Origin of the sequence: Sphingobium indicum B90A, assembly GCF_000264945.2 — a bacterium.
Lineage (GTDB): Bacteria > Pseudomonadota > Alphaproteobacteria > Sphingomonadales > Sphingomonadaceae > Sphingobium > Sphingobium indicum.
On the sequence record NZ_CP013070.1, the window covers coordinates 1067681 to 1093145 of the forward strand.

General features: G+C 65.1%; 26 protein-coding genes and 2 tRNA genes. 9 read left to right on the forward strand and 19 right to left on the reverse strand.

Annotated elements, in window-relative coordinates; all coding sequences use genetic code 11:
* Nucleotides 1–23: 23 nt before the first annotated feature.
* The 10 genes from SIDU_RS05185 to SIDU_RS05230 form a co-directional block, all read right to left on the reverse strand.
* Nucleotides 24–971 carry a hemolysin family protein gene (locus SIDU_RS05185; protein ID WP_007685013.1) on the reverse strand — a complete coding sequence of 316 codons (948 nt, stop codon included), beginning with the start codon at nucleotides 969–971 and terminating at the stop codon, nucleotides 24–26.
* Between the two features lie 103 nt (nucleotides 972–1074).
* Nucleotides 1075–1575 carry an rRNA maturation RNase YbeY gene (gene ybeY / locus SIDU_RS05190; RefSeq protein ID WP_007685015.1) on the reverse strand — a complete coding sequence of 167 codons (501 nt, stop codon included), beginning with the start codon at nucleotides 1573–1575 and terminating at the stop codon, nucleotides 1075–1077.
* Between the two features lie 33 nt (nucleotides 1576–1608).
* Nucleotides 1609–2613, reverse strand: coding sequence for a PhoH family protein (locus SIDU_RS05195; protein ID WP_007685017.1), 1005 nt, complete (start codon nucleotides 2611–2613; stop codon nucleotides 1609–1611).
* A 122-nt stretch (nucleotides 2614–2735) separates the two neighbouring features.
* Complete coding sequence (gene miaB, locus SIDU_RS05200) at nucleotides 2736–4085, reverse strand: tRNA (N6-isopentenyl adenosine(37)-C2)-methylthiotransferase MiaB (protein ID WP_007685019.1); 1350 nt, start codon at nucleotides 4083–4085, stop codon at nucleotides 2736–2738.
* Between the two features lie 27 nt (nucleotides 4086–4112).
* Nucleotides 4113–4853: a lysophospholipid acyltransferase family protein gene (locus tag SIDU_RS05205; protein WP_007685021.1), complete on the reverse strand. Its 741-nt coding sequence runs from the start codon at nucleotides 4851–4853 to the stop codon at nucleotides 4113–4115.
* 6 nt (nucleotides 4854–4859) lie between these two features.
* Nucleotides 4860–5282, reverse strand: a complete 423-nt coding sequence (locus tag SIDU_RS05210; protein WP_007685023.1) for a Fur family transcriptional regulator — start codon at nucleotides 5280–5282, stop codon at nucleotides 4860–4862.
* A 121-nt stretch (nucleotides 5283–5403) separates the two neighbouring features.
* Entirely contained in the window at nucleotides 5404–5829 is a 426-nt protein-coding gene (locus SIDU_RS05215) for a Ros/MucR family transcriptional regulator (RefSeq protein WP_007685024.1), read from the reverse strand.
* A gap of 112 nt (nucleotides 5830–5941) precedes the next feature.
* Entirely contained in the window at nucleotides 5942–6421 is a 480-nt protein-coding gene (rimI, locus tag SIDU_RS05220; protein WP_007685026.1) for a ribosomal protein S18-alanine N-acetyltransferase, read from the reverse strand.
* On the reverse strand, nucleotides 6418–7044 hold the full coding sequence (gene tsaB, locus SIDU_RS05225; RefSeq protein WP_007685028.1) for a tRNA (adenosine(37)-N6)-threonylcarbamoyltransferase complex dimerization subunit type 1 TsaB: 627 nt from the start codon (nucleotides 7042–7044) through the stop codon (nucleotides 6418–6420). Before tsaB ends, rimI begins: the two co-directional genes overlap by 4 nt.
* 99 nt (nucleotides 7045–7143) lie before the next feature.
* Entirely contained in the window at nucleotides 7144–7716 is a 573-nt protein-coding gene (locus SIDU_RS05230; protein ID WP_007685030.1) for a NifU family protein, read from the reverse strand.
* A 114-nt stretch (nucleotides 7717–7830) separates the two neighbouring features.
* Here SIDU_RS05230 and SIDU_RS05235 point away from each other — a divergent pair, with 114 nt between their 5' ends.
* The 3 genes from SIDU_RS05235 (at nucleotide 7831) to SIDU_RS05245 (ending at nucleotide 12978) form a co-directional block, all read left to right on the forward strand.
* A complete protein-coding gene (locus tag SIDU_RS05235; RefSeq protein WP_007685033.1) occupies nucleotides 7831–8301 on the forward strand; it encodes a pyridoxamine 5'-phosphate oxidase family protein in 471 nt (156 codons plus the stop codon).
* Between the two features lie 250 nt (nucleotides 8302–8551).
* On the forward strand, nucleotides 8552–9937 hold the full coding sequence (locus SIDU_RS05240; protein ID WP_007685034.1) for a DEAD/DEAH box helicase: 1386 nt from the start codon (nucleotides 8552–8554) through the stop codon (nucleotides 9935–9937).
* A gap of 149 nt (nucleotides 9938–10086) precedes the next feature.
* Nucleotides 10087–12978, forward strand: coding sequence for a M16 family metallopeptidase (locus SIDU_RS05245; protein ID WP_007685036.1), 2892 nt, complete (start codon nucleotides 10087–10089; stop codon nucleotides 12976–12978).
* A gap of 4 nt (nucleotides 12979–12982) precedes the next feature.
* On the opposite strand, the gene SIDU_RS19765 is transcribed toward SIDU_RS05245, so the two are convergent.
* Nucleotides 12983–13153: a hypothetical protein gene (locus tag SIDU_RS19765; RefSeq protein WP_007685038.1), complete on the reverse strand. Its 171-nt coding sequence runs from the start codon at nucleotides 13151–13153 to the stop codon at nucleotides 12983–12985.
* Nucleotides 13154–13281: 128 nt separating this feature from the next.
* On the reverse strand, nucleotides 13282–13869 hold the full coding sequence (locus SIDU_RS05250) for a TetR/AcrR family transcriptional regulator (RefSeq protein WP_007685040.1): 588 nt from the start codon (nucleotides 13867–13869) through the stop codon (nucleotides 13282–13284).
* A 122-nt stretch (nucleotides 13870–13991) separates the two neighbouring features.
* On the opposite strand from SIDU_RS05250, the gene SIDU_RS05255 reads away from it, so the two are divergent.
* The 4 genes from SIDU_RS05255 (at nucleotide 13992) to SIDU_RS05270 (ending at nucleotide 20368) form a co-directional block, all read left to right on the forward strand.
* A complete protein-coding gene (locus SIDU_RS05255) occupies nucleotides 13992–15155 on the forward strand; it encodes an efflux RND transporter periplasmic adaptor subunit (RefSeq protein ID WP_007685043.1) in 1164 nt (387 codons plus the stop codon).
* A 3-nt stretch (nucleotides 15156–15158) separates the two neighbouring features.
* Nucleotides 15159–18332, forward strand: coding sequence for an efflux RND transporter permease subunit (locus tag SIDU_RS05260; protein WP_007685045.1), 3174 nt, complete (start codon nucleotides 15159–15161; stop codon nucleotides 18330–18332).
* Between the two features lie 5 nt (nucleotides 18333–18337).
* Nucleotides 18338–19738, forward strand: a complete 1401-nt coding sequence (locus SIDU_RS05265) for an efflux transporter outer membrane subunit (protein ID WP_007685047.1) — start codon at nucleotides 18338–18340, stop codon at nucleotides 19736–19738.
* Nucleotides 19739–19882: 144 nt separating this feature from the next.
* The gene (locus SIDU_RS05270; RefSeq protein WP_007685049.1) at nucleotides 19883–20368 is read left to right on the forward strand and encodes a methylated-DNA--[protein]-cysteine S-methyltransferase; all 486 of its coding nucleotides are present in this window, start codon (nucleotides 19883–19885) and stop codon (nucleotides 20366–20368) included.
* A 15-nt stretch (nucleotides 20369–20383) separates the two neighbouring features.
* On the opposite strand, the gene SIDU_RS05275 is transcribed toward SIDU_RS05270, so the two are convergent.
* The 4 genes from SIDU_RS05275 to dapB form a co-directional block, all read right to left on the reverse strand.
* A tRNA-Arg gene (locus SIDU_RS05275) sits at nucleotides 20384–20460 on the reverse strand.
* Nucleotides 20461–20534: 74 nt separating this feature from the next.
* Complete coding sequence (locus SIDU_RS05280; protein WP_049775068.1) at nucleotides 20535–20918, reverse strand: hypothetical protein; 384 nt, start codon at nucleotides 20916–20918, stop codon at nucleotides 20535–20537.
* Nucleotides 20919–21013: 95 nt separating this feature from the next.
* Nucleotides 21014–21664, reverse strand: coding sequence for an endonuclease III (gene nth, locus SIDU_RS05285; RefSeq protein WP_007685054.1), 651 nt, complete (start codon nucleotides 21662–21664; stop codon nucleotides 21014–21016).
* A 2-nt stretch (nucleotides 21665–21666) separates the two neighbouring features.
* Nucleotides 21667–22431, reverse strand: a complete 765-nt coding sequence (dapB, locus tag SIDU_RS05290; protein WP_007685056.1) for a 4-hydroxy-tetrahydrodipicolinate reductase — start codon at nucleotides 22429–22431, stop codon at nucleotides 21667–21669.
* 144 nt (nucleotides 22432–22575) lie between these two features.
* Here dapB and SIDU_RS05295 point away from each other — a divergent pair, with 144 nt between their 5' ends.
* The gene (locus SIDU_RS05295) at nucleotides 22576–23274 is read left to right on the forward strand and encodes an NAD-dependent deacylase (protein WP_007685058.1); all 699 of its coding nucleotides are present in this window, start codon (nucleotides 22576–22578) and stop codon (nucleotides 23272–23274) included.
* Nucleotides 23275–23303: 29 nt separating this feature from the next.
* Here the strand turns inward: SIDU_RS05295 and SIDU_RS05300 are convergent, their stop codons facing one another.
* From SIDU_RS05300 to SIDU_RS05310, 3 genes are all read right to left on the reverse strand, one after another.
* The gene (locus SIDU_RS05300; RefSeq protein WP_007685060.1) at nucleotides 23304–24317 is read right to left on the reverse strand and encodes a FecR family protein; all 1014 of its coding nucleotides are present in this window, start codon (nucleotides 24315–24317) and stop codon (nucleotides 23304–23306) included.
* Nucleotides 24235–24840 carry a sigma-70 family RNA polymerase sigma factor gene (locus tag SIDU_RS05305; protein ID WP_013040249.1) on the reverse strand — a complete coding sequence of 202 codons (606 nt, stop codon included), beginning with the start codon at nucleotides 24838–24840 and terminating at the stop codon, nucleotides 24235–24237. The genes SIDU_RS05300 and SIDU_RS05305 overlap by 83 nt, the downstream gene beginning before the upstream one ends.
* 147 nt (nucleotides 24841–24987) lie before the next feature.
* The gene (locus SIDU_RS05310; RefSeq protein WP_007685064.1) at nucleotides 24988–25179 is read right to left on the reverse strand and encodes a hypothetical protein; all 192 of its coding nucleotides are present in this window, start codon (nucleotides 25177–25179) and stop codon (nucleotides 24988–24990) included.
* Nucleotides 25180–25335: 156 nt separating this feature from the next.
* Between SIDU_RS05310 and SIDU_RS05315 the strand changes: the two genes are divergently transcribed.
* Nucleotides 25336–25420, forward strand: a tRNA-Leu gene (locus tag SIDU_RS05315).
* The last annotated feature ends 45 nt before the right edge of the window (nucleotides 25421–25465 follow it).

Genomic DNA, 25465 nt, shown 5'->3' on the forward strand with positions numbered 1-25465 from the left:
CTCGGCCCCGGGCCAAATCAGGATCAGCCCTCTTCCTCCATTTCCCGTTCCGCGGGCGGGTGCAGGCGCAGGCGGCTGACGCGGCGTCCGTCGCTGTCCAGGATTTCGAGTTTCCAGCCGCTTTGCGCATGCTCGACGATCTCGCCCGGTTCGGGAACGCGGCCCGCAATCACGAAGGCCAGGCCGCCCAGCGTGTCGACATCCTCCTCGACCTCCGCCAGCTTTTCGTCGATCTCCTTGGCGACATCCTCCAGTTCGGCGCGGGCGTCGGCCTCCCACAGGCCGCCATCCAGCGGAACCAGCATCGCCTCCGGCTCCTCGTCATGCTCGTCCTCGACCTCGCCGACGATCTCCTCGACCAGATCCTCGAAGGTGAGCAGCCCTTCGGTGCCCGAATATTCGTCGAGCACGATGGCGAGATGGGTGCGCTTGGCGCGCATTTCCGCGAGCAGGTCCAGCGCGCCCATGCTTTCGGGAACATAGAGCGGCTGGCGGATCAGCGGCTCCAGCCTGTCGGGAACCGGCGCCTTTCCCGCCAATATGGCGAAGGCGTCGCGGATGTGGATCATGCCCACGATGGTGTCTAGATTTTCGCGATAGACGGGGATGCGGCTATGCCCCGCCTCCGCGAACAAGGCGGCAAGATCGGCGAAACTGGCATTTTCCTCTATGGCGATGATGTCCGCGCGGGGAACGGCCACGTCATCGACCGTATGTTCGGAAAAATGCAGGAGGTTGCGGACCATCTGGCGTTCGATGGCGGACAGGTCGCCCTTGGCGGGAGGGCTGGCGCCTTCCTCCTGCTCCTCCTCATCATATTCGTCGAGCGCATCCTCCAGCTCTCGGCGGAGGCTGTGGCTCTCCTCGTCTCCAAAGAGCAGCGATTTGAGGCCGTTCCATAACCCGCCCTCGTGGCTGCTACTGTCCGATTCCTTCGAACCGTTGCCGTCCTTGGGACTGCCTTCCGCCATCGTACTTCCTGTTTCCCTGTTCAGGGCATCGCGTCGAGCAGCCTGTCCTGATGCCCTGGAAGGGCAGGCGCCGGCCTTCCGCTAAAAGCGATGCCACAATATGTCACCGATCCCCATAGGGATCGGAAATGCCGAGGCTGATCAGCGATTGCGTCTCCAGCGCTTCCATCGCTTCCGCCTCCGCGTCCTCCATATGATCATATCCCAGCAAATGAAAAGTCCCATGGACGATCAGGTGCGTGGCGTGATCGGCAACGGAGACGCCCTTTTCGGCGGCTTCCCTGGCGCAGACTCCCTCCGCCAGCACGATGTCGCCCAGCAGCACCTCTCCATCGTCGGTGTTGGCGGTGGTTTCCAGCAGGTCGGACTGCACCATGGGGAAGGACAGGACGTTGGTCGGCTTGTCCTTGTCCCGATAGGCGCGGTTGAGCTGGTGGACTTCCTCGTCGGTGGTGAGTTTGACCGCGACCTCGTACAACGCTTCATCCGCGGCGAACGCGGCATAGGGACTGTGCGTGATCGCGGCGACGACGGCCCGCTGGGCCAGCAATTCCCAGTCGGTATCTGGCCACCCCTGTTCGTGGAGGACGGCGACTTCGATCATTATAGCGGTTTCCGTTCGTATCGGACGTGCATTTCAGGCATCCGGGCCTTCATAGGCCTGGACGATGCGGCCCACGACCGGGTGACGCACCACATCGCCGATGCCGAAGGGCACGACGGAGATGCCTTCCACCCCCTCCAGCCGCGCGACGGCGTCCGCCAGGCCGGAAATGCCAGGCTGCGGCAGATCGACCTGCCGCGGGTCGCCGCAAATGACCATGCGGCTGCCCTCGCCGAAGCGGGTCAGAAACATCTTCATCTGGGCGACGGTGGTGTTCTGCGCCTCGTCCAGCACGATGAAGGCATTGGACAGGGTTCGGCCGCGCATGAAGGCGAGGGGAGCGATCTCTATCTCGCCCGATGCGATGCGGCGTTCGACCTGCTCGGCCGGCAGCGTGTCGTAGAGCGCGTCGTAGATCGGGCGGAGATAGGGGTCGACCTTCTCCTTCATGTCGCCCGGCAGGAAGCCGAGGCGTTCGCCCGCTTCCACGGCGGGGCGGGAGAGGATCAGGCGGTCGACGCTGCCGGTGATGAGCTGGCTCACCGCCTGCGCGACGGCCAGATAGGTCTTGCCGGTGCCCGCCGGGCCAAGCGCGAAGATGATGTCGTTGCGGGTCAGCGCTTCCATGTACGTCACCTGCGTCGCGGAACGCGGGACGATGGTTTTCTTGCGCGTGCGGATCATGACCTTGGGCGGTTCGGCCACGTCATGGCGGATGATGCCGTCCAGCGTGGGTTCGGCGGACATGGCGATCACCGCGTCCACTGCGCCGGCGTCGATTTCCTGGCCTGCGACGATGCGGTTGTAGAGGCCGGTCATGACGTCGCGGGCCCTGGCGGCGGCTTCGGCCTCGCCCTCGATCTGCAGCTTGTTGCCGCGCGCCGCGATATAGACGCCCAGGCGGTTTTCGATGGCCACCAGATTCTGGTCATATTGGCCGAAAAGCGCGCCCAGCAGGTGCGGGCGGTCAAAGGTTACTTCCAGCCGCGCGCGTTCGGCGACATCGGCGCGGTGGTTATGATGGGGTTTCTTCGACATTCAGCAGCCTCCCTTTCCATGCGTCCTACCCGTGTGATCGGGTATCCATCTCCTCTTCTTCCAGCCTGGCGGACAGGTTCGGAGATGGGTTCCCGTTGCCACGGGAACGACTGGGTTTGGGTTCAAGCGGCCTTCCTCCTGCTGGGTTGGCCGGCCAGACTGTTCGGACCGGCGCTGATGATATCGACTTCTACCATGTCCCCGATGGAAAGTTCCGGGGCGGTGACGTGGACGGACTGGAGCCAGGGCGTCTTGCCGATGAGCTGGCCGGGATGGCGGCCCTTGCGCTCCAGCAGGATGTCCGTGCGGCGGCCGACGGTGGCCGCGTTGAATTCCGCCTGGTGGCGGTTGATCAGCGACTGGAGCCGGGCAAGCCGTTCGTCCATGACCTCCGCCGGGATCTGCCCGTCCATGTCGGCGGCGGGCGTGCCGGGACGCGGGCTGTATTTGAAGCTGTAGCATTGCGCGTAGCGGACCTGCTCCATGATCTTCAGCGTATCCTCGAACTCGGCGTCGGTCTCGCCGGGGAAGCCGACGATGAAGTCGCCGGAGAGCGCGATGTCCGGCCGCGCCGCCCGCACGCGTTCGATGATGCGCAGATAGCTGTCGGCGCTGTGGCTGCGGTTCATTGCCTTCAGCACCCGGTCGTTGCCCGATTGCACCGGCAAATGGAGGAAGGGCATCAGCTTGGCCTCGTCGCCATGGGCGGCGATCAGCCCGTCGCTCATGTCGTTGGGATGGCTGGTGGTGTAGCGGATGCGTTTGAGCGCGTCGATCTTCGCCAGTTCGCGGACCAGGCCGTCCATGCCCTGCATCCGGCCCTTGTCGTCCTCGCCGGTCCAGGCGTTGACGTTCTGGCCCAGCAGCGTGATCTCCCCCACGCCGCCGTCGACCAGCGCCTTCGCTTCGTCCAGGATGGCGGAGCAGCTTCGGCTGATCTCCGCGCCGCGCGTATAGGGCACCACGCAATAGGTGCAGAATTTGTCGCAGCCCTCCATGATCGTCAGGAAGGCGCTGGGCCGCGCCTGCCGGGGTCGCGAGGGCAGGGCGCCGAACTTGGAAGCCAGCGGCATGTCGGTGTCGACGGCCTGCTCGCCCCGACCCGCCCGGTCGATCAGGTCGGGCAGGCGGTGATAGGCCTGCGGTCCGACGACGATGTCGACATTGCGGGCGCGGCGCTGGATTTCGCCGCCCTCCGCCTGCGCGACGCAGCCGGCGACCGCGATCATCGGGCGGCTGCCGTCCTCGCGGGTCATGCGGCCGATGTCGGAATAGACCTTGTCCACCGCCTTTTCGCGGATGTGGCAGGTGTTGAGGATGACCAGATCCGCCTCGGCCCCGTCGGCCGCGGCGGTCATGCCGCGCTCGCCCAGCATTTCGGCCATGCGCTCGCCATCATAGACGTTCATCTGGCAGCCGAAGGATTTGACGTGGAATGTCGCTGGAGTCTTTTGGGCGTCGTACCGATTCATGCGATCCAGCTATACAAGGCGCGCGCCTCAAGTAAAAGGCGGCAGGTGGGCGGCGATGCTGGCGGCTATTCTTTCCCGGCTCATCGCGGCCAAAGCCTTGCGATCAGGGCAGATTGCCGGATCGAACGGCTCCAGGAAGCGCAACCTTAGGTCCAGCCTGCCCTTGCGTTCCAGCAATCTTTTCACGTTCGCGCCCGCCGGTTCGTCGCTGTGCCAACTGATTTCGGCGGTCGCCGGGCCATAGTCGATATGGACGGGCTGGATTCGCACCGATCGCGGAGGGGGCAGGAGGACGGCGAGCAGGGACGGCTTGAACGGCAGGACGCCGGCGCCGTCGCTGGTGGTGCCTTCCGGAAAAAGCGCCACGGGTTGATGCCCGGCCAAGGCGGCCCGCAGGGCGTCGAGCTGCGAAGAGAGCGCTCCGCGGCGGTCGCGGGCGATGAAAAGCGTGTTGTTCTGCGCGGCCAGCCAGCCGATGACCGGCCAGCGCGCAATGCCGTCATGCGCGACGAAGGCTGCTCCGGTCGCGCCCCCAAGCGCCAATATGTCCACCCAACTGACGTGATTGGCGATGATGAAGCTGTCGCCTTCAAAAGGATGGCCGTCGATCCGCACTCGGGCGCCGACGGAACGTGCCGCCAGCGCCAGAAAGCGCGGCGGCCAGGGCGAACGGCGGCCGGCCGCGCGCCACAGCAGATGCGGGATCAGACAGAGCAGCAGGCTGGCGCCCAGGGCCGCCAGGCGCATGATGCGGCGAAGTGCGGCCAAGCTGTCTCAGCTCTTGCGGTCGAGCGCCACGCCGTACAATTCCATCCGGTGGTCGACCAGCCGGAAGCCGAGCTTTTCGGCGATCTGCTTCTGAAGCTGCTCCAGTTCTGGATCGACGAATTCGATGACATTGCCGGTTTCGACATCGATCAGATGGTCGTGATGGGATTCGGGCGCCGCCTCATAACGGGCGCGGCCGTCCCCGAAATCGTGCCGGTCCAATATGCCTGCTTCCTCGAACAGGCGGACGGTGCGGTACACGGTGGCGATCGAAATGCCCGGATCGATGGCCGCGGAGCGCCTGTGCAGTTCCTCCACGTCCGGGTGATCGGTGGAATCGCTCAGCACCTGGGCGATGACGCGGCGCTGTTCGGTGATGCGCAGGCCCTTTTCATGGCAAAGGGCTTCGACGTCGATCTTGCGGTTCATGCAGGCTCACTTGGCTGGAATTCATGTGGACCGGAAAGAACCTAGCGGCTTTCCTCCCACTATAAAAGGGGCGCGCAGCCGGCGCACCCCTTTCATGGACTTTTGATTGTATCTGGGGCGCTTATTTGGGCGCGCGGACGCGGCGGCGCTTGGTGCCCAGGCCGATCTTCTTGGCCAGGCTGCGGCGCTGTTCGGCATAGTTGGGCGCAACCATCGGATAGTCCGCCGGCAGGCCCCATTTGGCCCGATAATCTTCCGGCGTCATCTGATAATGAGTCATCAGGTGGCGCTTGAGCATCTTCAGCTTCTTGCCGTCTTCCAGGCAGATGATGTAGTCGGGCTTGATCGAAGAACGGACCGAAACGGCGGGTTCGGGCTTCACTTCCGGGGCGGCCGCCGGCGTCGCCAGGCCCGAAAGCGCTGCGTGGACATTCTGGATCAAGGTAGATACGTCGGAGACGGCGACGCTGTTGTTCGAGACATGGGCCGCGACAATATCCGACGTCAAAGTAATGAGCAGTTCGCTCTGCGCTGATTCGATTTCCATTTCTTTTCCCTGCGAAGGCTATTGGTTGCGCGACCCGCCCAAGGAAAATCATTTCAGGAGCGGTACAGGTCAGCTATACCGATGGTTTCTGTTTTGCAAGGGCGGATTTAAATCATCTGAGCATGTCGATACGAAAGCTGAGCGCATCATGAAGTTGTCCATCGTTGCCGCGATAGTAACCAGGGCGGCGATGTACATATTCGAACCCGGCTTTTTCATATAGCCTTATTGCCGTATTCGACGCGCGAACTTCCAGATTCATCGACGTAATGCCCCGCCTGCGCGCCGTCCTGAGGCTGTCGAACAGCAGGGCCTCCCCAATGCCCCGTCCGCGCCACAGCGGGCTGACGGCCAGCAGCAGCAATTCGCATTCGTCGAGCACCGACCGCACGAGCGCGAAACCCACGGGCGCGGCGTCGATCCTTGCGATGGTGAGCCAGGTTCCCGGCATCGTCATCACCCCGGCAAGCTGCGGCAGGGTCCATGCTTCGCCGAAGGCCAGGTCGAAGGCGCGCCCCATGATCTCCATGGCGTCGCTCATCGCGTTGCGCTCTCCCTCCTCATAGGTCTTGAGCGTCAGGCCCGGCGTCATGACGCGGACCGTTCCGTCATCGGCCGCGCATCGGCGCCGCGGCAATAAATGGGGGAGGGCGGGAGCGGGGGAATCCCGGCGACCAGCGGATAGTCGGCGGCATCGGGATAGAGGCTGATCGCCGCGCCATGCCCGCGCGCCGTCACCAGCGTTTCGGCGCCGGTGCCGTAGAGCGTAGGCTGCGCGAGTTGCTGCGCCAGTTCCGCAATCGGCGTGGAGGCGGGCGGGGTGAGCGGCGCGAGTTCCGCTGAGAAGACCTGCCAGAACAGTTCGCCGTGGCCGCCCGTGATGGTGACGGTCACCGGCCCGCCCTCATGATTCCCGGCCATGGCCCTGGCCGCGATCATGGCGAGCGCGCCATAGCCGTGCAGCGGAATGCCCCAGGCCAGCGCCAAGGCCCGCGCGGCCGCTATGCCGATGCGCACGCCCGTGAAGCTGCCGGGGCCGACATCCACCGCGATTGCATCCGCCCGGCCGCCGTCGGGCAAGGCGGCGATGGCGGGCAGCAGCGCTTCGGCATGGCCGCGCCCGACGATTTCATGAAAATGGCCTATGGGCGCGCCGTCATCGAGCAGCGCCACGGACAGCGCCTGTGTCGCGGTGTCGATGACCAATATGCGCAAAGAAAACCCCTGTAGACCGCTCGCCCGACGCGATGCCCGGCTCTGCGGTTAATCGATCGGCACGGCTTTGCCAATTCTTCCCGGCCAACTGTTCGCCGCTCAGACGGCGCGAACCTCCGTCACTTCGGGCACATAATGCTTGAGCAGTTGTTCGATCCCGTTCTTCAGCGTCGCCGTGGAGGACGGGCAGCCCGAACAGGCGCCCTGCATGCGCAGATAGACGGTGCCCTTGTCGAAGCCGCGATAGATGATGTCGCCGCCGTCATTGGCCACGGCCGGGCGGACGCGGGTGTCGATCAGCTCGCGGATCTGCGCGACGATCTCCTCATCCTCCGGGTCGTCGGCGAACTCCTCCTCCTGCGGGACGAAGATTTCACCGGCGGAACCGGGCCTGAACAGCGGCATGTTGGCGGAAAAATGTTCGAGCAGGATGGAAAGTATGTCGGGCTTCACATCGCTCCACTGCGCGCCGGGCGCGATGGTGACGGAAATGAAGTCTCCGCCGAAGAACACGCCGGTCACGTCGCCCAGGCCGAACAGGGCATCGGCCAGCGGCGAAGCCTCCGCCTCTTCGGGCGTGGCGAAATCGCGGGTGCCCATGCCCATGACCACGCGGCCGGGGATGAACTTGACGGTGGCCGGATTGGGCGTCGCTTCTGTCTCGATCAACATGCGCGCTATGTGGAGAGAAGACTGCGCAAGATCAAGCATTCGTGCTAAATTGACTCGCGCAAATCCCTTGGCGCCCTCGATTGAGTCCCGCCTGAGATCGAAGGGAGAGAGAAGATGAACAATGAAGCCGACATTCGCCACCGCTTCTGGACGGAATTGTCGCAAAGCCCGTTCCTGATGGTGGAGTTGAAAGGGTCGCCGGATCACGGCATGCCCATGACGGCGCAGCTCGACCCCGGCGCGAACCACTGTTTCTGGTTCTACACGACGCGGGAGAACCGGCTGGCAAGGGGCGGACCCGCAATGGCGCAGTTCGCGGGCAAGGGGCATTTCCTGTTCGCCTGCATCGACGGCACCCTGGTCGAGGAGACGGATCCGGCGGTGATCGACCGATATTGGACCCGTGACGTGGCGAGCTGGTACCCCGGCGGACGGCAGGACCCGCATCTGATGATGCTTCGCTTCGATCTTGGCCGCGCGGAAATCTGGCGCGCGGACATGTCGTTGCGGGGCATGTTCCGGCAGATGTTCGGCGGAGACGTGCGCGAGGAAATGCGAAGCAAGCATGTGGAGTTGACGCTGTAGCGAAGAGGCGAAAGGCGCCCCTTGCTTTTTCCCGGCATTGCGGCCATATGCGCTGCAACGCAGCAGCGGGCTTTACGCCCCTTCCAGCGATTGGCAGCGTGATCGCTTCGGCCCGAACGGGCATCGGGGCCGGCCAATGAAAGTCTGCGCCAAGCTTTGAGGCTTCCCTTTTCACGCGGGTCGTTTCGTAACCCGCCTTGCGTCCCGGCCATGCCGGAAGGCGCCGGGGCCTATTCGTGAGTTATCATCCATGCAATTTACCGACCTTGGCCTTGCCGAGCCGATCCTGAGGGCGCTCGCCGCCAAGAAATATGGTTCGCCAACGCCCATTCAGGCGCAAGCCATTCCCGTGCTGCTCAAGGGCAAGGATCTGTGCGGCATCGCGCAGACCGGCACCGGCAAGACCGCCGCCTTCGCGCTGCCGAGCCTTGACCATTTCGCCCGCAATCCCAAGCCGACGCCGCTTCAGGGTTGCCGCATGCTGGTGCTGTCGCCGACCCGCGAACTCGCCGCGCAGATCGCGCAGAGCTTCCGCGACTATGGCCGCTTCCTGAAGCTGTCAGTCGAGGTCGTGTTTGGCGGCGTGCCGATCAACCGGCAGATCAGGGCGCTGGGACGCGGGGTAGACATCGTCGTCGCGACGCCGGGTCGTCTGCTCGACCTGATCGATCAGCGCGCCTTCACCATCAAGGATACCGAAATCTTCGTCCTCGACGAGGCCGACCAGATGATGGACATGGGCTTCATCCATCCGTTGAAGCGCATCGCCAAGCTGCTGCCGAAGGAACGGCAAAACCTGTTCTTCTCCGCCACAATGCCGGGCGAGATCGAGGCGCTAGCCAGCCAGTTCCTGCACGATCCGGTGAAGGTCAGCGTCGCGCCGCAGTCGACCACGGCGGAGCGGGTGCGCCAGCAGGCGACCTTCGTCAACCAGATGGAGAAGCAGGCGCTGCTCAACCTGACGATCCAGAACGAGGATATCGACCGCGCGCTGATCTTCACCCGGACCAAGCATGGCGCCGACCGGGTCGTGCGATTCCTGGAAGGGGCGGGGATTCAGGCCGTCGCGATCCACGGCAACAAGAGCCAGGCGCAGCGGACCACGGCGCTCCAGGCTTTCCGCCACGGCCATGTGAAGCTGCTGGTGGCGACCGACATCGCGGCGCGGGGGATCGACGTTTCGGGCGTGTCCCACGTCATCAATTTCGAACTGCCCAATGTGCCGGAACAATATGTCCACCGCATCGGCCGCACGGCGAGGGCCGGGGCGGAGGGCGTCGCGATCAGCTTCGTGGCGGACGACGAGCGGCCTTATCTGAAGGCCATCGAGCGGACGACCAAGGTGAAGCTGGACGTCGTGCCGCTGCCGGAGAATTTCGTGGAGGCGGTGCGCAACCTTCCCAAGGCCGCGCCGCAGCGCAAGGGCCGGGAACAGACGCCGGAACAGAAGACGCGACGCGCCGAGGGCCAGCGCCGCTATCAGGACCAGCAGAAGCAGCCGCGCGGCAATGCCGAACGGGCGCATCGGCCGGATGGCGAGGCGGCGAACCCTGCCAGGAAGAATTTTCGCCGCCGCCGCGGCGGCAGCGCTGTCGGCGCGCACAAGGGCGCGGTCCAGAAGACCGGCGGACGGTGAGGTGAAAACCGGCGGGTTGGATGAAAGGACCGCTGGTTGAATGACATCCGATGTGTTCCTGCCTGCGCAGGAACACCGGCCTCTCTTCACAGGGCCTGTCCGCTCTTTGTCAGTGGCCATTCAGGAAAATCTCTTTAGGCTGCGCGGCCATGAGCTTTCCTTTCCGGCGTTCCGCCGCTTCGCTGTCCGTCCTTGCCCTGCTGCTTTCGGGAATGCCCGCGCCCCTCGGGGCGAGGACGGACCCGACTGCCGCGTCCCCGACGCCGGGTTCCAGCCAGGCGCAGGTCAGGCCATGGCTCTATGAGAACAGCGATGTGCCGATCGATCCGGCCTGGCGTTTCGGCACGCTCTCCAATGGCGTGCGCTATGCGGTGCGGCGCAACGGCGTGCCTCCCGGACAGGTGTCGGTCCGGCTGCGGATCGACGCCGGCTCGTTGATGGAGCAATCCGACGAGCTGGGATATGCCCATTTCATGGAGCATCTGACCTTCCGCGGCTCCCGCCACGTGCCGGACGGCGAGTCCAAGCGCATCTGGCAGCGGCTGGGCGTCACCTTCGGCAGCGACAGCAATGCGCAGACGACGCCGACCGGCACCACCTATGCGCTCGACCTGCCGCAGGCGACGCAGGCCAGCCTGGGCGAAAGCATGAAGATCCTGGCCGGCATGATGGCCGATCCCAATATCGTCGAAGGCGCCGTCAATGCCGAGAGGGCCGTGGTGCTGGCGGAAAAGCGGGAGAGCGACGGGCCGCAGATGCGGATTTCCGATGCGACCAGACAGCATTTCTTCGCCGGCCAGCCGCTGGCGGACCACAGCCCCATCGGCACGGTGGCGACGCTGAACGCGGTCACGGCGGCGAAGATGGAGGCGTTCCACCAGCGCTGGTATCGCCCGGAAAATGCGGTGATCTCCATCGCGGGCGACATCGATCCGGCTATGGCCGAACAGTTGATCAAGGATAATTTCGGTTCCTGGACAGTGCCCGGAAAGGGCGCGCCGCTGCCCGATTTCGGGGAGCCAGATCCCAGCGCGCCCGCCACCAGGGTGACGGTGGAGCCGGGCGCGCCGACAGGCCTCACCATGGCCTGGCTGCGCCCGTGGAGGCCGCGTGCCGACACCATCGTCTACAATCAGGACAAGCTGACCGACATGCTGGCGCTGCAGATCATCAGCCGCCGCCTGGAACAGGCGGCGCGCAGCGGCGGCAGTTTCCTTCAGGCCAGCGTGGATCAGCAGGACGTCAGCCGGTCCGCCGACGGCACCTTCGTCACCATCGTGCCCACGGGGGATAATTGGGAAAGGGCGCTGGGCGACGTCCGCGCGATCATAGAGGACGCCAAGGCCGCGCCGCCCAGCCAGGTCGAAATCGACCGCGAATATGCCCAGATGGACACCGCGCTCGCCATCCAGGTCGAAAATGCCGATACGGAGGCGGGCGCCAAGCAGGCGAGCGACCTGGTGAGCGCGGTCGACATTCGCGAAACCACGGTCAGCCCGCAGGCCGCGCTGGACATTTTCCGATCCGGCAAGCCGGGCATGACGCCGCAGAAGATATGGGATTCGACGCGGCGGCTCTTTTCCGCCGGCGTCTTCCGCGCCCACCTGATCAGCGGCAAGGTTCAGCCGGGCGTGGACGCGAAGCTGGCCGCCGCCGTCGCCGCGCCGGTGAAGGCGGCGACCAATGCCCGGTTGGTGGACAAGGCCGTGACCATGGCCGACCTGCCGAAGCTAGGCGCGCCGGGCAAGGTCGTGTCGCGCGCGCCCATCGGCCTGCCGGGGATGGAAAGCATCGCCTTTTCCAACGGCGTCAGGCTGACCCTGTTCGCCAATGACGCAGAGACAGAGAAGGTGCGGATCAACGTCCGCTTCGGCCATGGCCAGCAGGCCTTCTCCCCGACCCGGCCCGCGCCGGGCTGGGCGGCCGATTATGCGCTGGTGGCGAGCGGGATCGGAAAGCTCGGCCAGCGGGAACTGGACGACCTGACCAATGGGCGTCGCATGGGCATGGATTTCTCCATCGACGACGATGCCTTCGAAATGCAGGCCGTGACTCGGCCGGCGGACTATAAGGACCAGTTGCTGCTGTTCGCGACCAAGCTGTTCGCGCCCGGATGGGATCCGGCGCCGATCGCGCGGGTCAAGACGGGGGCGGGGGTCGCCTATGACGCCATGGAGCGGGCGCCGGATTCCGTGCTGGCGCGCGACCTCAACTGGTTGCTGCATGACAAGGACGTGCGGTTCCGCACCCCGTCGCGGGCAGAGATCGACGCGCTGACGCCGCAGGCCTTTCGCGCCACATGGGAACCGCTGCTGGCGTCCGGCCCCATCGAAATCCAGATTTTCGGCCAGGTAAAGGCGGACGACGCCATCGCGGCGGTGGCGGCGACCTTCGGCGCGCTGCCGCAGCGGAACGACCTGCCGGTGCCTGCCGCGAACAAGCTCATGCGCTTTCCCGCCCATGTGGAGAGGCCGGTGATCCTGCGGCACAAGGGCGACAAGGAACAGGCGGCGGCGGTCATGGCCTGGCCCACGGCGGGCGGTTTCGCGCTGACGAAGGAAGCGCGGCAACTGGAAATCCTGACGCAGATATTCAACGATCGGCTGTTCGACAAGCTGCGCTCGACCGAGGGCGCGGCCTATTCGCCCAGCGTCCAGAATAGCTGGCCGTTCTCCTATGAGAGCGGCGGCTACATCCTGGTGACGAGTCAGGTGCGTCCGGATCGGGTTAATTATTTCTACGGCGTGGTGAAGGACACGGCGGCGGACCTCGCCGCGAACTCGGTGAGCGAGGACGAATTGCAGCGGGCGGTCGCGCCGATGCGGCAGTTGCTGATGCGGGCCGGGACAGGCAACGCCTTCTGGATGAACCAGATGGAGGGCGCCACCCACGATCCGCGTTATGTGCAGGCGATGCAGACCATGGCGCAGGACATGCTGACCGTCACGCCGGCCGATATTCAGGCGCTTGCGGCCAAATATCTGGTGCCGGGCAGAAGCTGGTCGGCGGTCGTGCTGCCCGACGGCGTTCGCGCTGAATAAAGGCTCAGGCCGGGGCCTGGGCGCGTCCCGACTGTTCCAGCAGCTGGCTGTAGAGGCGCACATATTCCATGTGGATCGCGCGAATCTCCGGATTGCGGGAACGGGCCGCGAGCCTGCGATTGCGATCCAGCCGCGCCTCGAAATAGCTGCGGTTGAATGCCGTGTCGATGTTCATTTTCTGCCTCCCGAAGCGATTTGGAGGCGAGAATGTTCTTGGCTGCCGAAAGTTGCCGCGCTGCATCGGCATATCTGTTGCAACGCGGCAGAATGAGCCCAGGCCAAGCCGGACCGAAGGCCGCGCCTTCAATCCATGGCCCGAAGCGCTGCGACGATCATGACGGCCGTGCATTTGGCGGTGCGCTCGGCGCTGATGACCGGCCCGGACAGGCTGCGATGACCCAGGCCGAACAGGCAGGCGAGCATCATTTCCTCCGCGCTTTTCAGCGCTTCGCCCGACAGCCTGGGATTGGCGGCGCAGGCGAAATCGGCCAGGGAATCGCGAAAGCCCTGGCACATGTCCGTAATCATGTCCGCGACCCGCGCATTGCGGAATCCCTCCGCCATGATGTCGAAGGACAGGGCTTCGTGCGGATTGTCCATCACGTCCAGCAGCAGCAGTTCGAAGGTCCGCTCTATGCTGATCTCGCCCGCGTCGAGCCGCTTGCGCAAGCTCAATATCGTGGCTTCCCGTTCCCGCGCATCGCCTTTCACGATCGCCTCGATGATGTCTTCCTTGCCCTTGAACAGGCGATAGATCTGGCCGATCGACACATGGGCCGCGGCCGCCAGTTCGGCCACCGCGCTCTGATGGAAGCCCTTGGCGGCGAACAGCTCGCGGGCCGCATTCAATATGCGGTCCCTGGCGCCGCTTTCATGTTGCAATGCAACCAAAAATATTCACCTTGGCCCTTTTTTACCCTTGAACAAATTGTGGCATGTTCCTACCTGCGCCGCAACTGGAATGAACGTTCATTCCAAAAAGAATGCCATCATTGGAAACGGAGCGCCGACCGATGCAAAAGGGGATATTTGTCGGACTGCTCGTCTGCGCGTCTGTGCTGGGGCTGGGCGGCTGTGGTGAGCAGCAGCCGCCCGCGCCGCCGCCGCCTGCGGTTGGCGTGGTGAAACTTTCGGTGGAAAACGCGCCTCTCACGGCCGAGCTTCCCGGTCGCATCGCGGCGGTGGAAACGGCGGAGGTCCGGCCGCAGATCAATGGCGTCATCCGCCGTCGCCTGTTTACCGAGGGCGCCTTGGTGCGTGCCGGCCAATTGCTCTACGAGATCGAGGACGCACCCTATCGCGCGGCTGTGGCCCAGGCGCAGGGCGCCCTGGCGCGGGCGCAGGCATCGATCCGGGCGACCGCCCTTCAGGCGCAGCGCTATCAGGGCCTGGTGGGCATCAACGCCGTCAGCCGGCAGGAGGCCGACAATGCCGCCGCCGCCGCCCAGCAGGCCCGCGCCGATGTCGCGGCGCAACGGGCGGCGGTGCAGGCGGCGCAGGTGAACCAGGATTTCACCCGCATAAGGGCGCCGATCTCCGGACGGATCGGCCGTTCGCTGTTCACGCCGGGTGCGCTGGTGCAGGCGGGGCAGGCGGACCCGTTGGCGACGATCCAGCGGACCGACATCGTCCATGTCGACCTGACCCAGTCGGCCGCGCAGATCATCGACCTCAAGCAGGCGATGCAGGCGGGCGGCGTCAGTGCGGCCGATGGGGCGCGGGTGCAATTGCTGCTTCCCAACGGCAGCGTCTATCCGATCGAGGGGCGCCTGCAATTTTCCGAAGTGACGGTCGATCCCAGTTCCGGCGCGGTGACTTTGCGGGCGACCTTCGCCAATCCGGACGGGCTGTTGCTGCCGGGCATGTATGTGCGCGCCAGGCTGGTCGAGGGCCAGCGCAGGCAGGCGATCCTGGCGCCGCAGCAGGGCATTGCGCGCGACGCGCGGGGCCGGGCCACCGCCATGATCGTGGGCGCGGGCAACAAGGTGGAGCTTCGCCAGGTCGAAACCGACCGGGCCGTGGGCGACAGGTGGATCGTCACCAAGGGGCTGAAGGCGGGAGACAGGCTGATCGTCGAGGGCCTGGTGAACCTGCGGCCCGGAACGGTCGTGAAGCCGGGCGCGCCGCAGCAGGTGACGGCCGTCGGCAAGCAGGCGAATGCCGGCGGGGCGAACTGAGCGATGGCGCGCTATTTCATCGACAGGCCCATCTTCGCATGGGTCATCGCCATCGTCATCATGCTGGCCGGCGGCTTGGCGCTGCGGTCCTTGTCCGTGGCGCAATTCCCGGAGATCGCGCCGCCCGCGGTGACCGTGTCCACCAGCTATCCCGGCGCGAACGCCCAAACGCTGGAAAGCACGACGACGCAGGTGATCGAGCAGCAGCTCAAGGGGCTCGACCATCTCCGCTATTTCTCTTCCAGCAGCGATTCCGCCGGCAATCTGACCATCACCCTGACATTCGAGCAGGGCACGGACCCCAACATCGCGCAGGTCCAGGTGCAGAACAAGCTGGCCCAGGCCACCCCCCTGCTGCCGCAGGAAGTGCAGCAGCAGGGGCTGCGCGTCACCAAATCGACCGCCACATTCCTGATGGTGATGGCGGTCTATTCCGATGACGGCATTCACGACCAACTGGATGCGGGCGACTTCATCGCCTCCTCGCTCCAGGATCCGATCAGCCGCGTCGACGGCGTGGGCGACACCCAGCTATTCGGATCGCAATATGCGATGCGCATCTGGCTCGACCCCTATAAGATGGCCAATCTGGGCATCACCGCCGGCGACGTGAAATCGGCCATCCGCGCGCAGAATGCGCAGGTTTCGGCTGGGCAGATCGGCGGCGCGCCATCGCCCCGCGGCCAGGCGATGAACGCCACCGTGACGGCGCAGTCGCGGCTCAAGACGCCCGAAGAGTTCCGCCAGATCCGCTTGCGCAGCAACGGCAACGGGTCCGTCGTTTATCTGTCGGACGTCGCCAAGGTGGAACTGGGCGCGGAAAATTACAGCTTCCGATCCAGGTTCAACGGCCATCCCGCCGCCGGCTTCGCCATCAAGCTGGCTCCCGGCGCCAATGCGCTGGATACCGTCGAGGGCGTAAAGAGCCGGGTGAAGGAACTGTCCAAAACCTTTCCGGCCTGGGTCAGATATGATTTCCCGGTGGACAATTCGACCTTCGTGAAGCTGTCGGTGGAGCAGGTCATCCACACCCTGTTCGAGGCGATCCTGCTGGTCTTCGTGGTGATGTTCCTGTTCCTGCAGAACTGGCGCGCCACGCTGATCCCCACCATCGCGGTGCCGGTGGTGCTGCTGGGGTCGCTCGCGATCCTCTATGCGGCGGGCTTCACTATCAACACGCTGACGCTGTTCGGCATGGTGCTGGCCATCGGCCTGCTGGTCGACGACGCCATCGTCGTGGTCGAAAATGTGGAGCGCATCATCCAGGAGGAAGGGCTCAGTCCGCGGGAGGCGGCCAGGAAGTCGATGGACGAGATCAGCGGGGCGCTGGTCGGCATCGGCCTGGTGCTGTCGGCCGTGTTCCTGCCCATGGCGTTCTTCGGCGGGTCGACCGGCGTGATCTTCCGCCAATTCTCCATCACGATCGTGTCCGCGATGGTGCTGTCGGTGCTGATCGCGTTGATCCTGACTCCGGCGCTCTGCGCGACGATCCTTCGGCCCAAGGGGCAAAGCCATGTCTGGACCGGCCCTTTGGGGTCGCGCTTCGGCCGCTTCTTCGACTGGTTCAACCGGACCTTCGACCGCAATGTCGCGCGTTATGGCGCGACCGTGGAGAAGGTCGAACGCCACTGGGGGCGGACGATGCTGGTCTATGCGCTGATCGTCTTCGGCATGGGGCTGATCTTCCTGCGCCTGCCCGGCGGTTTCCTGCCCGATGAGGATCAGGGGGTCATCATCAACCAGGTTTCGCTTCCCACGGGATCGACGCTGGAGGAAACCGAACGCACGCTGGCCAAGGTCCGCGATCATTACATGATCGGGGAGAAGGGGAACGTCGCCGGCGTCTTCACCGTCCCTGGTTTCGGCTTCGTGGGACAGGGGCAGAATGTCGGCATCACCTTCGTCCGGCTGAAGCATTGGTCGAAGCGCGAGGGCGCCCGGAACAGGGCGTCGGCCATCGCCCTGCGCGCCAATGGCGCCTTCCGCAAGATTGCGGCGGGCATGGCGATCGCCTTCGTGCCGCCCGCCGTGCAGGAATTGGGCAATGCCACCGGCTTCGACTTCCAGCTTGTCGACGTGGGCGGCCTGGGCCATGACAGGATGCTGGAAGCGCGCAACCAGTTGCTGGGCATGGCCATGGCCGACAAGCGGCTGGCGCAGGTGCGCCCCAACGGCCTGGAGGATACGCCGCAGCTCAAGCTGAACGTCGATCAGGCGGCTGCGGGCGCGCTGGGCATCGCCCAGTCCGACGTCAACGATACGATCAGCACGGCGATGGGCAGCAGCTATATCAACGACTTCATCGACCGCGACAGGGTGAAGCGCGTCTATGTGCAGGCCGATGCGCCGTTCCGCACCACGCCGGATTCGATCGGCGTGCTGCATGTTCGGGGCAGCAGCGGCGCGATGGCGCCGATCTCCTCCTTCGCGACGACCGAATGGACGCGTGGTCCGGCCAAGCTGGAACGCTTCAACGGCGTGCCGTCGATGCAGATCATGGGCGCGCCCGCGCCAGGGGTTTCGACCGGCGAGGCGATGAAGGCGATGGAGGAAATCGCGGCCAAGCTGCCGGCGGGCGTCGGCTATGAATGGAACGGCATTTCCTATGAGGAGCAGACCTCCGGCGGGCAGGCGCCGGCGCTCTATGCGCTGTCCATGCTGATCGTGTTCCTTTGCCTGGCCGCGCTGTATGAAAGCTGGTCGGTGCCGATCGCGGTCATGCTGGTGGTGCCGCTGGGCGTGTTCGGCGCGGTGCTGGCGGCGATGCTGGTCGGGCTGAACAACGACATCTACCTTCAGGTCGGGCTGATCACGACCATCGGCGTGTCGGCCAAGAACGCCATCCTGATCGTCGAATTCGCCGAGGAGAAGATGCGCGAAGGCCTGCCGCCCGCGCGGGCGGCGCTGGAGGCGGGCAAGCTGCGCCTGCGGCCGATCCTGATGACCAGCTTCGCCTTCGTCTTCGGCGTTCTGCCGCTGGCGCTGGCGAAGGGTGCAGGGGCGGGTGGCCAGAACGCCATCGGCTGGGCTGTGGTCGGCGGCATGCTGTCCGCGACGGTGCTCGCCATCTTCTTCGTGCCGGTCTTCTTCACCGTCGTGAAGCGCCTGTTCCGCGAACATCATGGCAAGGGAAGCGGGCATCAGGGCAGCGCCTTGCCGGGTCCGCAGGAGGCATGAGGACGATGAACAAGATCAAGCCGTTCTCCGCCGCTGCCCTGGCGCTGACGCTCGCGGCCTGCGACATGGCGCCCCGATATGTGCGGCCCGCCCTGCCGGTGGCGGGGGCGAGCCCGCAGGGACCCGCCTATCCGGCTGGGCAGGGGCAGGCGATCGTCCCGGCGGACACGGGCTGGAGGGATTTCTTCGTCGATCCCCGGTTGGCGCGGGTGATCGAAACGTCGCTCGCGCATAATCGCGACCTGCGCGTGGCGCTGGCCAATGTGGAGCAGGCGCGGGCTCAATATCGGGTGCGGCGGGCGGATATTTTCCCGGCGCTGAGCGCCAACGGCAGCGCCACCTATCAGGATACGCCCTTCTCTCAGGTCGGGACGGGCCGGACGGACATCTATTCGGCGTCGGTCGGGGTGTCCGCCTGGGAAATCGACCTGTTCGGGCGGTTGCGCAACCTGAGCAGGGCGGCGCAGGAGCAATATTTCGCATCGGTCGAGAACCGCAACGCGGCGCAGACGGCGCTGATCGCGGAGGTCGCCAATGCCTGGCTGACGATGGCGGCGGATCAGGAGCGGTTGAGGATAGCGCGGGATCTGGAAAAGGCCTTCGGACAGACGCTTGACCTCACCAGGGCGCGCTTCGCCAAGGGGATCGCGTCGGAACTGGAAGTGCGGCAGGCGCAGACCAGCCATGACCAGGCGCGGTCGGACATTGCCGAGGCGACGACATTGGTGGCGCAGGACCAGAATGCGCTGAACCTGCTGGCCGGCGCGACCGTGGCGGCGGAGGACTTGCCGGCGGCGATGCCGGAAGGCGACGTCACGCTCTCCAGCCTTCCGGCCGACCTGCCTTCCACGGCCTTGCTGCGCCGTCCGGACATCATGGCGGCGGAGCATCAGTTGCTGGCCGCCAACGCCAATATCGGCGCTGCGCGGGCAGCTTTCCTCCCGAACATCTCGCTGACCGCCGCGTTCGGAACATTGAGCCTCGGGCTATCCAATCTGTTCAAGTCGGGCAGCGACACCTGGTCCGTGGCGCCTTCCGCCAGCCTGCCGATCTTCGACTTCGGCCGCAACAGGGGCAATCTGCGCTATGCGCGGGCGACCTATGACGCGATGGTCGCGACCTATGAGAAAAGCGTGCAGACGGGCTTTCGCGAAGTCGCCGACGCGCTTGCCCGGCGCGGCACGATGACGCAGCAACTAGAGGCGCAGGCATCGCTGCGGGATGCGGCGCGGGTGAGCTATCGCCTGTCCGAAGCGCGCTTCCGCGCCGGCGTCGACCCTTTCCTGACCACGCTGGACGCGCAGCGGACGCTCTACAATGCGGAGCGGAGCCTGCTGGCGACAAGGCTGAGCCGCGCCGCGAACATGGTTGAACTTTATCGCGCTATGGGTGGCGGCCTGAAATAACTTTTTGGCCGCAAGCGGCGGGAAGGCAGCCATGCCGGCATGGTCCATGGTGCCTTTCTGGAGCATCCGCTTAAAAGGATGCGACAACAAAATCCTGGAGCGCGGGACCTCAGCGCGGCCCGCCCAAGGGTGGGAAGGACAGGCATGACCTACGCATATCGGACGATGGATTCCCCTGTCGGCGAATTGACGCTGGTGGCGGGCGAGGCGGGGTTGGCGGCGGTGCTGTGGCAGGATGACGATCCCCGGCGGGTGCGCCTGGGGCCGCGGATCGAGCGGGGCGATCATCCGGTGCTGGAGGAAGCCGGGCGGCAACTCGGCGAATATTTCTCCGGACAGCGGGAAGCGTTCGACCTGCCGCTCCATTTCAGCGGCACGGATTTCCAGAAAAGCGTCTGGGCTGCCCTGCTGACCATCCCCTTCGGGGAGACCTGCAGCTATGCCGACATCGCCCGCCAGATCGGCAAGCCGTCCGCCTGCCGCGCCGTGGGAGCCGCCAATGGACGAAACCCGATTTCCATCATTGCGCCCTGCCACAGGGTGGTCGGCGCCGATGGCGCGCTGACCGGCTTTGCTGGCGGTCTGAAGGCCAAGCGCTATCTGCTTGGCCTGGAAAGAAGATTTCCGTGAGATCCATCGGGGAAATGGCGCACCCAAGAGGATTCGAACCTCTGGCCTTTGCCTTCGGAGGGCAACGCTCTATCCAGCTGAGCTATGGGTGCGTGTCGCTAGTGCGAAGGGCCGCTTAGCAAAGGCCAATCGCTCGCGCCAGCATCAAAATCGTCTCAGGCCAAAGTTATTTCGCCATTTTCTGCATCGGCTGGAATTTCCCCAGCCCGCAACTCGGCCCGCGCTGCAAGCCGCCAGTCTGATAGAGCACGGTGATGATGTCCACAGAACAGAGCTGGGACAGGCTGGTCCTGTAGAGGAAGCGCTTTTCGAAACCCAGGCTGGGGCAGCTCATGGGCAGCCTGTTCCGATACACCTTGTTGCCGTTCATGATGAAGTCGATGGTCCGGTCGTCGCGGACGTCGGTGGAGCGGATCGCGCTCAACTGAATGCAATCGACCGGCTTTCCGGCAGGGACCAGATTGTCCGGCGCTTTCTTGGCGACGGCAGGGGCGGCAGCGCAGGCGAGCGCGGCCGCCAGCGCGAGTTTGCGGATAAGGGGGGCAGACATGACGTCTCTCCTGTTGACTGTCTGGATGACGTCGCGGGAACGCATCATCCGTCCTGCCGCTCCTTTTACCGCACGGCGCCTGAACCGCACAATAATCAGGGCTTGGCGCCGGGCGCGGGCGTCTTGGGCTTGAAGCGGCAGAGGTCGGCGACGATGCAGCGCCAGCATTCGGGCTTGCGCGCCTTGCAGACATAGCGGCCGTGCAGGATCAGCCAGTGGTGCGCATCGCGGCGGAAGGGGCCGGGGACGCGCTTTTCCAGCTTCAGTTCGACCGCCAGCGGAGTCTTTCCGGGCGCCAGGCCGGTGCGGTTGCCGACGCGGAAGATATGGGTGTCGACCGCGAACGTCTCCTGCCCGAAGGCGGTGTTCATGACGACATTGGCGGTCTTGCGCCCGACGCCGGGCAGGGTGGTGAGGATGTCGCGGTCCTGCGGCACTTCTCCGCCGAAATCGCGGACCAATATTTCCGACAGGGCGATGACGTTCTTGGCCTTGGCGTTGAACAGGCCGATCGTCTTGATATGGGCTTTCAGGCCCTCTTCCCCCAGGTCGACCATCTGTTGCGGTGTGCGGACCTCCCGAAACAGGGCGCGGGTCGCCTTGTTGACGCCGACGTCCGTGGCCTGCGCCGACAGGACCACCGCCACCAGAAGCTGATAGTCATTGTCATATTCCAGTTCCGTGCGAGGGGCCGGATTGGCCTCCGCAAGGCGGCTGAAAAAGTCGAATATCCGGTCCTTGTTCACGGTCAGAGGCCCAGGACGCCCTTCATGTCATAGCGGCCGACGGGTTGGCCGATCAGCCATTGCGCGCCCTTCACCGCGCCGCGAGCGAAGATGATGCGGCTTTCGGCGCGATGGCCGATCTCTATCCGCTCGCCATCGGCGGCGAAGATGACCTGATGATCGCCCGCCACGGAACCGCCGCGCAGGGCGGCGAAACCGATGGCTCCCCTGGCGCGCGCGCCGGTGATGCCGTCCCGGCCGCGCTCGCTATGGTCGGCCAGGGCGATGCCGCGTCCCTGCGCGGCGGCTTCGCCCAGCAGCAGCGCGGTGCCGGACGGGGCGTCGACCTTGTGGCGGTGGTGCATTTCGACGATCTCTATGTCCCAGTCGTCGCCAAGGCGGGTTGCCGCCTGTTCCACCAGCGCCGCCAGCAGATTGACGCCGAGCGAGGTGTTGCCGGTCTGGAGCAGCGGAATGCGCTTCGCCGCTTCATCGATCAGCGCATGATGCGCGGGTTCCAGCCCGGTGGTGCCGATAAGGACCGGCTTCTTCGCGGCGATGCAGGCGTCCAGATGGGTCGACAGCGCGCCGGGCACGGAAAAGTCGATCAGCACGTCGCTCCGCTGCGCCAGCGCCAGGGGATCGGCGGTGATCGGGACACCGGGGGCGATTTCGCCTTCGCCGTCGCGGTCGGTGCCTCCGGCGATTTTCAGGCCCGCTTCCTGCACGATCTGCGCGATGGCGCGTCCCATGCGGCCGGCCGCTCCGAAAATCCCGATGCTGGTCATCACAGTCATTCCTTAAAAAGTCGCGTGGCGGATGCCAGAATGGATGGCTCTTGTCATCCTTTTGCTATCGGTTCTTGCAATGGGAAATGGGTGGCATAGGGACTTGGGCGGCCCTCTTATCGCGCAACGGGACGGGAAAGATAAATGGACGACATTCGCAATATCGTGATCCTGACCGGCGCCGGGATTTCCGCCGAAAGCGGGCTGGCGACCTTTCGCGGGCCGGACGGGCTGTGGGAAGGGCATCGGGTGGAGGATGTGTGCACGCCAGAGGCCTTGGTGCGCGACGCGGCGCTGGTGCACCGCTTCTATGACGAGCGGCGGGCGAAACTGGCGGAGGTGAGGCCGAACGCCGCGCATGAAGCGCTGGCGGCGCTGGACGCGCAATGGCCGGGGGAATTGCTGATCGTCACGCAGAATGTGGACGATCTCCACGAGCGGGCAGGGGCGAAACGGCTCATCCATATGCACGGGGAGTTGCGCTCGGCGCTCTGCGCGGGATGCGGGAAGGCGAAGCCCTGGACGGAGGCCCTGCCGCCCGGATCGGTCTGCGATGGCTGCGGAAGGGCGCTTTTGCGGCCCGACATCGTGTTCTTCGGCGAGATGCCCTATGAAATGGAGGCCATTGACCAGGCGTTACGGCGGGCCGACCTGTTCGTTTCGGTGGGGACGTCCGGGGCGGTCTATCCGGCGGCGGGTTTCGTGCAGACGGCGCGCCATGTCGGCGCCCGGACGCTGGAGTTGAACCTGGAACCGTCGGCCGGGAGCTTCTATTTCGAGGAAAGCCGGATGGGAGCCGCGAGCGTCCTGGTGCCCGAACTGGTCAGGGAATTGCTGGCATAAGTTCGGAACGGGCCGCGTAGCCCCCGATCTTATTCGCCCGCCGGTTCCTGCTCATCCTGATAGAGCAGCATGACCGAGCCGTCCTGTCCGTCGACCACGCGGATCGGCAGGCTCAATCGCAGCGCGGAAAGGAATTCCTTGCTGTCGGTGATGCGGAAGCGGCCGCCGATGCGGAGCGAGGAAACCCGCGTGTCCCCGATCAGAATCGGCGCGGCGCGGTAGCGGTTGAACTCGCTGGCGGCCTGTTCGATGGTTTCGCCGTCCAGTTCCACCATCTGCTCGCGCCAGGCGGTGCGCTGGCCGATCAGGCGCGAGTCGAGATGGGTGAGCGACACGCTGCGCGGCTGGATGACGGCGCCGCTGCCCGCGCTGATCTGTTGGGCCAGCTTGTTGCCGGAATGGACGGTAACGGTGCCTTGCGTAACCGTCAGTTCGACCAGCGAAGGGCGCAGTCGCACGTTGAAGGCGGTGCCCACGGCGCGGATGACGGCGGACCGGGCCTCCACGTCGAAGGGGCGGGAACGGTCATGAGCGACGTCGAAAGAGGCTTCGCCCTTCAGGATGCGGACCTTGCGGCCGTGATCGGTGAAGCGGACTTCCGCGGCGCTGTCGCTGTTGAGATGCAAAGTGGAGCCGTCGTCCAGCGCGATGTCGCTGATCTGCCCTATCTCCGTCTCATAATGGTCCACGCCGCTGAAGGTGCGGACGGTGACGATGGCGGCGACGATGAACAGCATCACCGCAACGGCGGCGGCGATCATGATGTTGCGCGACAGGCGGCGCTGCTGCTCCTCGCTGACGATGGTTTCCAGCGGGGGCAGGTTGACTTCGGCGGCGGCGCTTTTCAGTCGCTCGGCCGCTTCCCAGGCGGCTTCGGCCCGGGCGAACGCTACGGCATGGCGGGGGTCGGCTTCGACCCAATGGCAGATCTCGGCTTCGACCTCGGTGCGAGGGCCGCTGTTAAGCCTTGCCAGCAGGCGCGCGGCTTCCGCCTCGATCTTGCCCCTGCTTTCGTAGCCCGAATCTGGTCCCGACGCCTGCACGTTCGAAATCCGTTTCCTCACGTTCTGCCCAGGCCCGCATAACTATTGCGATCGCTTTGGCCAGATGTTTTTCAACTGTAGAAACGGACAGGGACATTTCCTCCGCTATTTCCAGCATCGATTTTTCGTGGATGCGGCGGAGAATGAAGACCCGGCGGCATTGTGTCGGAAGCGAATCGACGATCGTTTCCACCTGGCGCAGCGCCTCGCGGGCGTGGAGCTGCGCTTCCACGTTATTTTCGCCCTGCAACAGTTCCAGGTCGGCGATGGTTTCGAAACTCACCACCTTGTTCCGGCGGGCGGTGTCGATCACCAGATTGCGCGCTATCGTGAACAGATAGGCGCGGCCCGTCGTTACATTTTCCCAATTTTCAGTAGCATAGGCGCGGGCAAGTACCTCCGCGACCATGTCTTCCAGTTCCTGATTGGCAGGCAGGATTCTCCGCAGGCGCCCTCTTAGGGCAGCTTCCTGCGGCAGGATCACTGTCTTGAACCATTCCAGCTTAGCGCGAACCCCGTGCACGATGACCCCCTTGCTGTCAGCCGCGCCTCTCCCGATTTCATCTGTTTGTCATAGTTCAATCATGGATGCAGGGGCCTGTCCAGCGCTTGCGCGGGCATTATTGCGGGTTTCTGTGGAAAACCCGTCTTGCTGTGGCCAAAATGTCGATCAGGCGGGGGGAAGTTCGGGCGGGGCGCGGTCGGGCTGGTCGAAGTCGGGCGCATCCGGCACGATTTCGGGCGGCTGCCCGGCGGGAGCCTCATCGGGCGGGAGGGGGGCGGGGGTTTCGGGCGGCGATTGCGGGTCGATCCTGTCAGGGGGCGGCACGCCGTCTGGTGCGGGGTCGGGTTGGGTGGCCATCGCTGTCTCTCCTGGATAAGGTGGGGTGCATAAGGGGTAAGCGCGGGCAGGCGGATCGGTTCCGTCCGGACTTATCCACTGGTTATCCACAGGCCGGACCTCTGGCCCTTGCTTCATGGGCCGCTTTTCTCTATGCCGCGCCGACCGGCGACCGATGCGGGCGTGGCGAAATTGGTAGACGCGCCAGATTTAGGTTCTGGTATCGCAAGATGTGGGGGTTCGAGTCCCTTCGCCCGCACCAGTGCGCCAGACCGTGGAACTGCGCCAGGCGCCAACGAAATTCAGC

Coding starts and splice junctions, on each gene's coding strand:
- SIDU_RS05185 (WP_007685013.1), bottom strand. CDS start 971: ATGGCGGAAGGCAGTCCCAAGGACGGCAACGGTTCGAAGGAATCGGAC.
- ybeY (WP_007685015.1), bottom strand. CDS start 1,575: ATGATCGAAGTCGCCGTCCTCCACGAACAGGGGTGGCCAGATACCGAC.
- SIDU_RS05195 (WP_007685017.1), bottom strand. CDS start 2,613: ATGTCGAAGAAACCCCATCATAACCACCGCGCCGATGTCGCCGAACGC.
- miaB (WP_007685019.1), bottom strand. CDS start 4,085: ATGAATCGGTACGACGCCCAAAAGACTCCAGCGACATTCCACGTCAAA.
- SIDU_RS05210 (WP_007685023.1), bottom strand. CDS start 5,282: ATGAACCGCAAGATCGACGTCGAAGCCCTTTGCCATGAAAAGGGCCTG.
- SIDU_RS05215 (WP_007685024.1), bottom strand. CDS start 5,829: ATGGAAATCGAATCAGCGCAGAGCGAACTGCTCATTACTTTGACGTCG.
- rimI (WP_007685026.1), bottom strand. CDS start 6,421: ATGACGCCGGGCCTGACGCTCAAGACCTATGAGGAGGGAGAGCGCAAC.
- SIDU_RS05230 (WP_007685030.1), bottom strand. CDS start 7,716: ATGTTGATCGAGACAGAAGCGACGCCCAATCCGGCCACCGTCAAGTTC.
- SIDU_RS05235 (WP_007685033.1), top strand. CDS start 7,831: ATGAACAATGAAGCCGACATTCGCCACCGCTTCTGGACGGAATTGTCG.
- SIDU_RS05240 (WP_007685034.1), top strand. CDS start 8,552: ATGCAATTTACCGACCTTGGCCTTGCCGAGCCGATCCTGAGGGCGCTC.
- SIDU_RS05245 (WP_007685036.1), top strand. CDS start 10,087: ATGAGCTTTCCTTTCCGGCGTTCCGCCGCTTCGCTGTCCGTCCTTGCC.
- SIDU_RS19765 (WP_007685038.1), bottom strand. CDS start 13,153: ATGAACATCGACACGGCATTCAACCGCAGCTATTTCGAGGCGCGGCTG.
- SIDU_RS05255 (WP_007685043.1), top strand. CDS start 13,992: ATGCAAAAGGGGATATTTGTCGGACTGCTCGTCTGCGCGTCTGTGCTG.
- SIDU_RS05260 (WP_007685045.1), top strand. CDS start 15,159: ATGGCGCGCTATTTCATCGACAGGCCCATCTTCGCATGGGTCATCGCC.
- SIDU_RS05265 (WP_007685047.1), top strand. CDS start 18,338: ATGAACAAGATCAAGCCGTTCTCCGCCGCTGCCCTGGCGCTGACGCTC.
- SIDU_RS05270 (WP_007685049.1), top strand. CDS start 19,883: ATGACCTACGCATATCGGACGATGGATTCCCCTGTCGGCGAATTGACG.
- SIDU_RS05280 (WP_049775068.1), bottom strand. CDS start 20,918: ATGTCTGCCCCCCTTATCCGCAAACTCGCGCTGGCGGCCGCGCTCGCC.
- dapB (WP_007685056.1), bottom strand. CDS start 22,431: ATGACCAGCATCGGGATTTTCGGAGCGGCCGGCCGCATGGGACGCGCC.
- SIDU_RS05295 (WP_007685058.1), top strand. CDS start 22,576: ATGGACGACATTCGCAATATCGTGATCCTGACCGGCGCCGGGATTTCC.
- SIDU_RS05310 (WP_007685064.1), bottom strand. CDS start 25,179: ATGGCCACCCAACCCGACCCCGCACCAGACGGCGTGCCGCCCCCTGAC.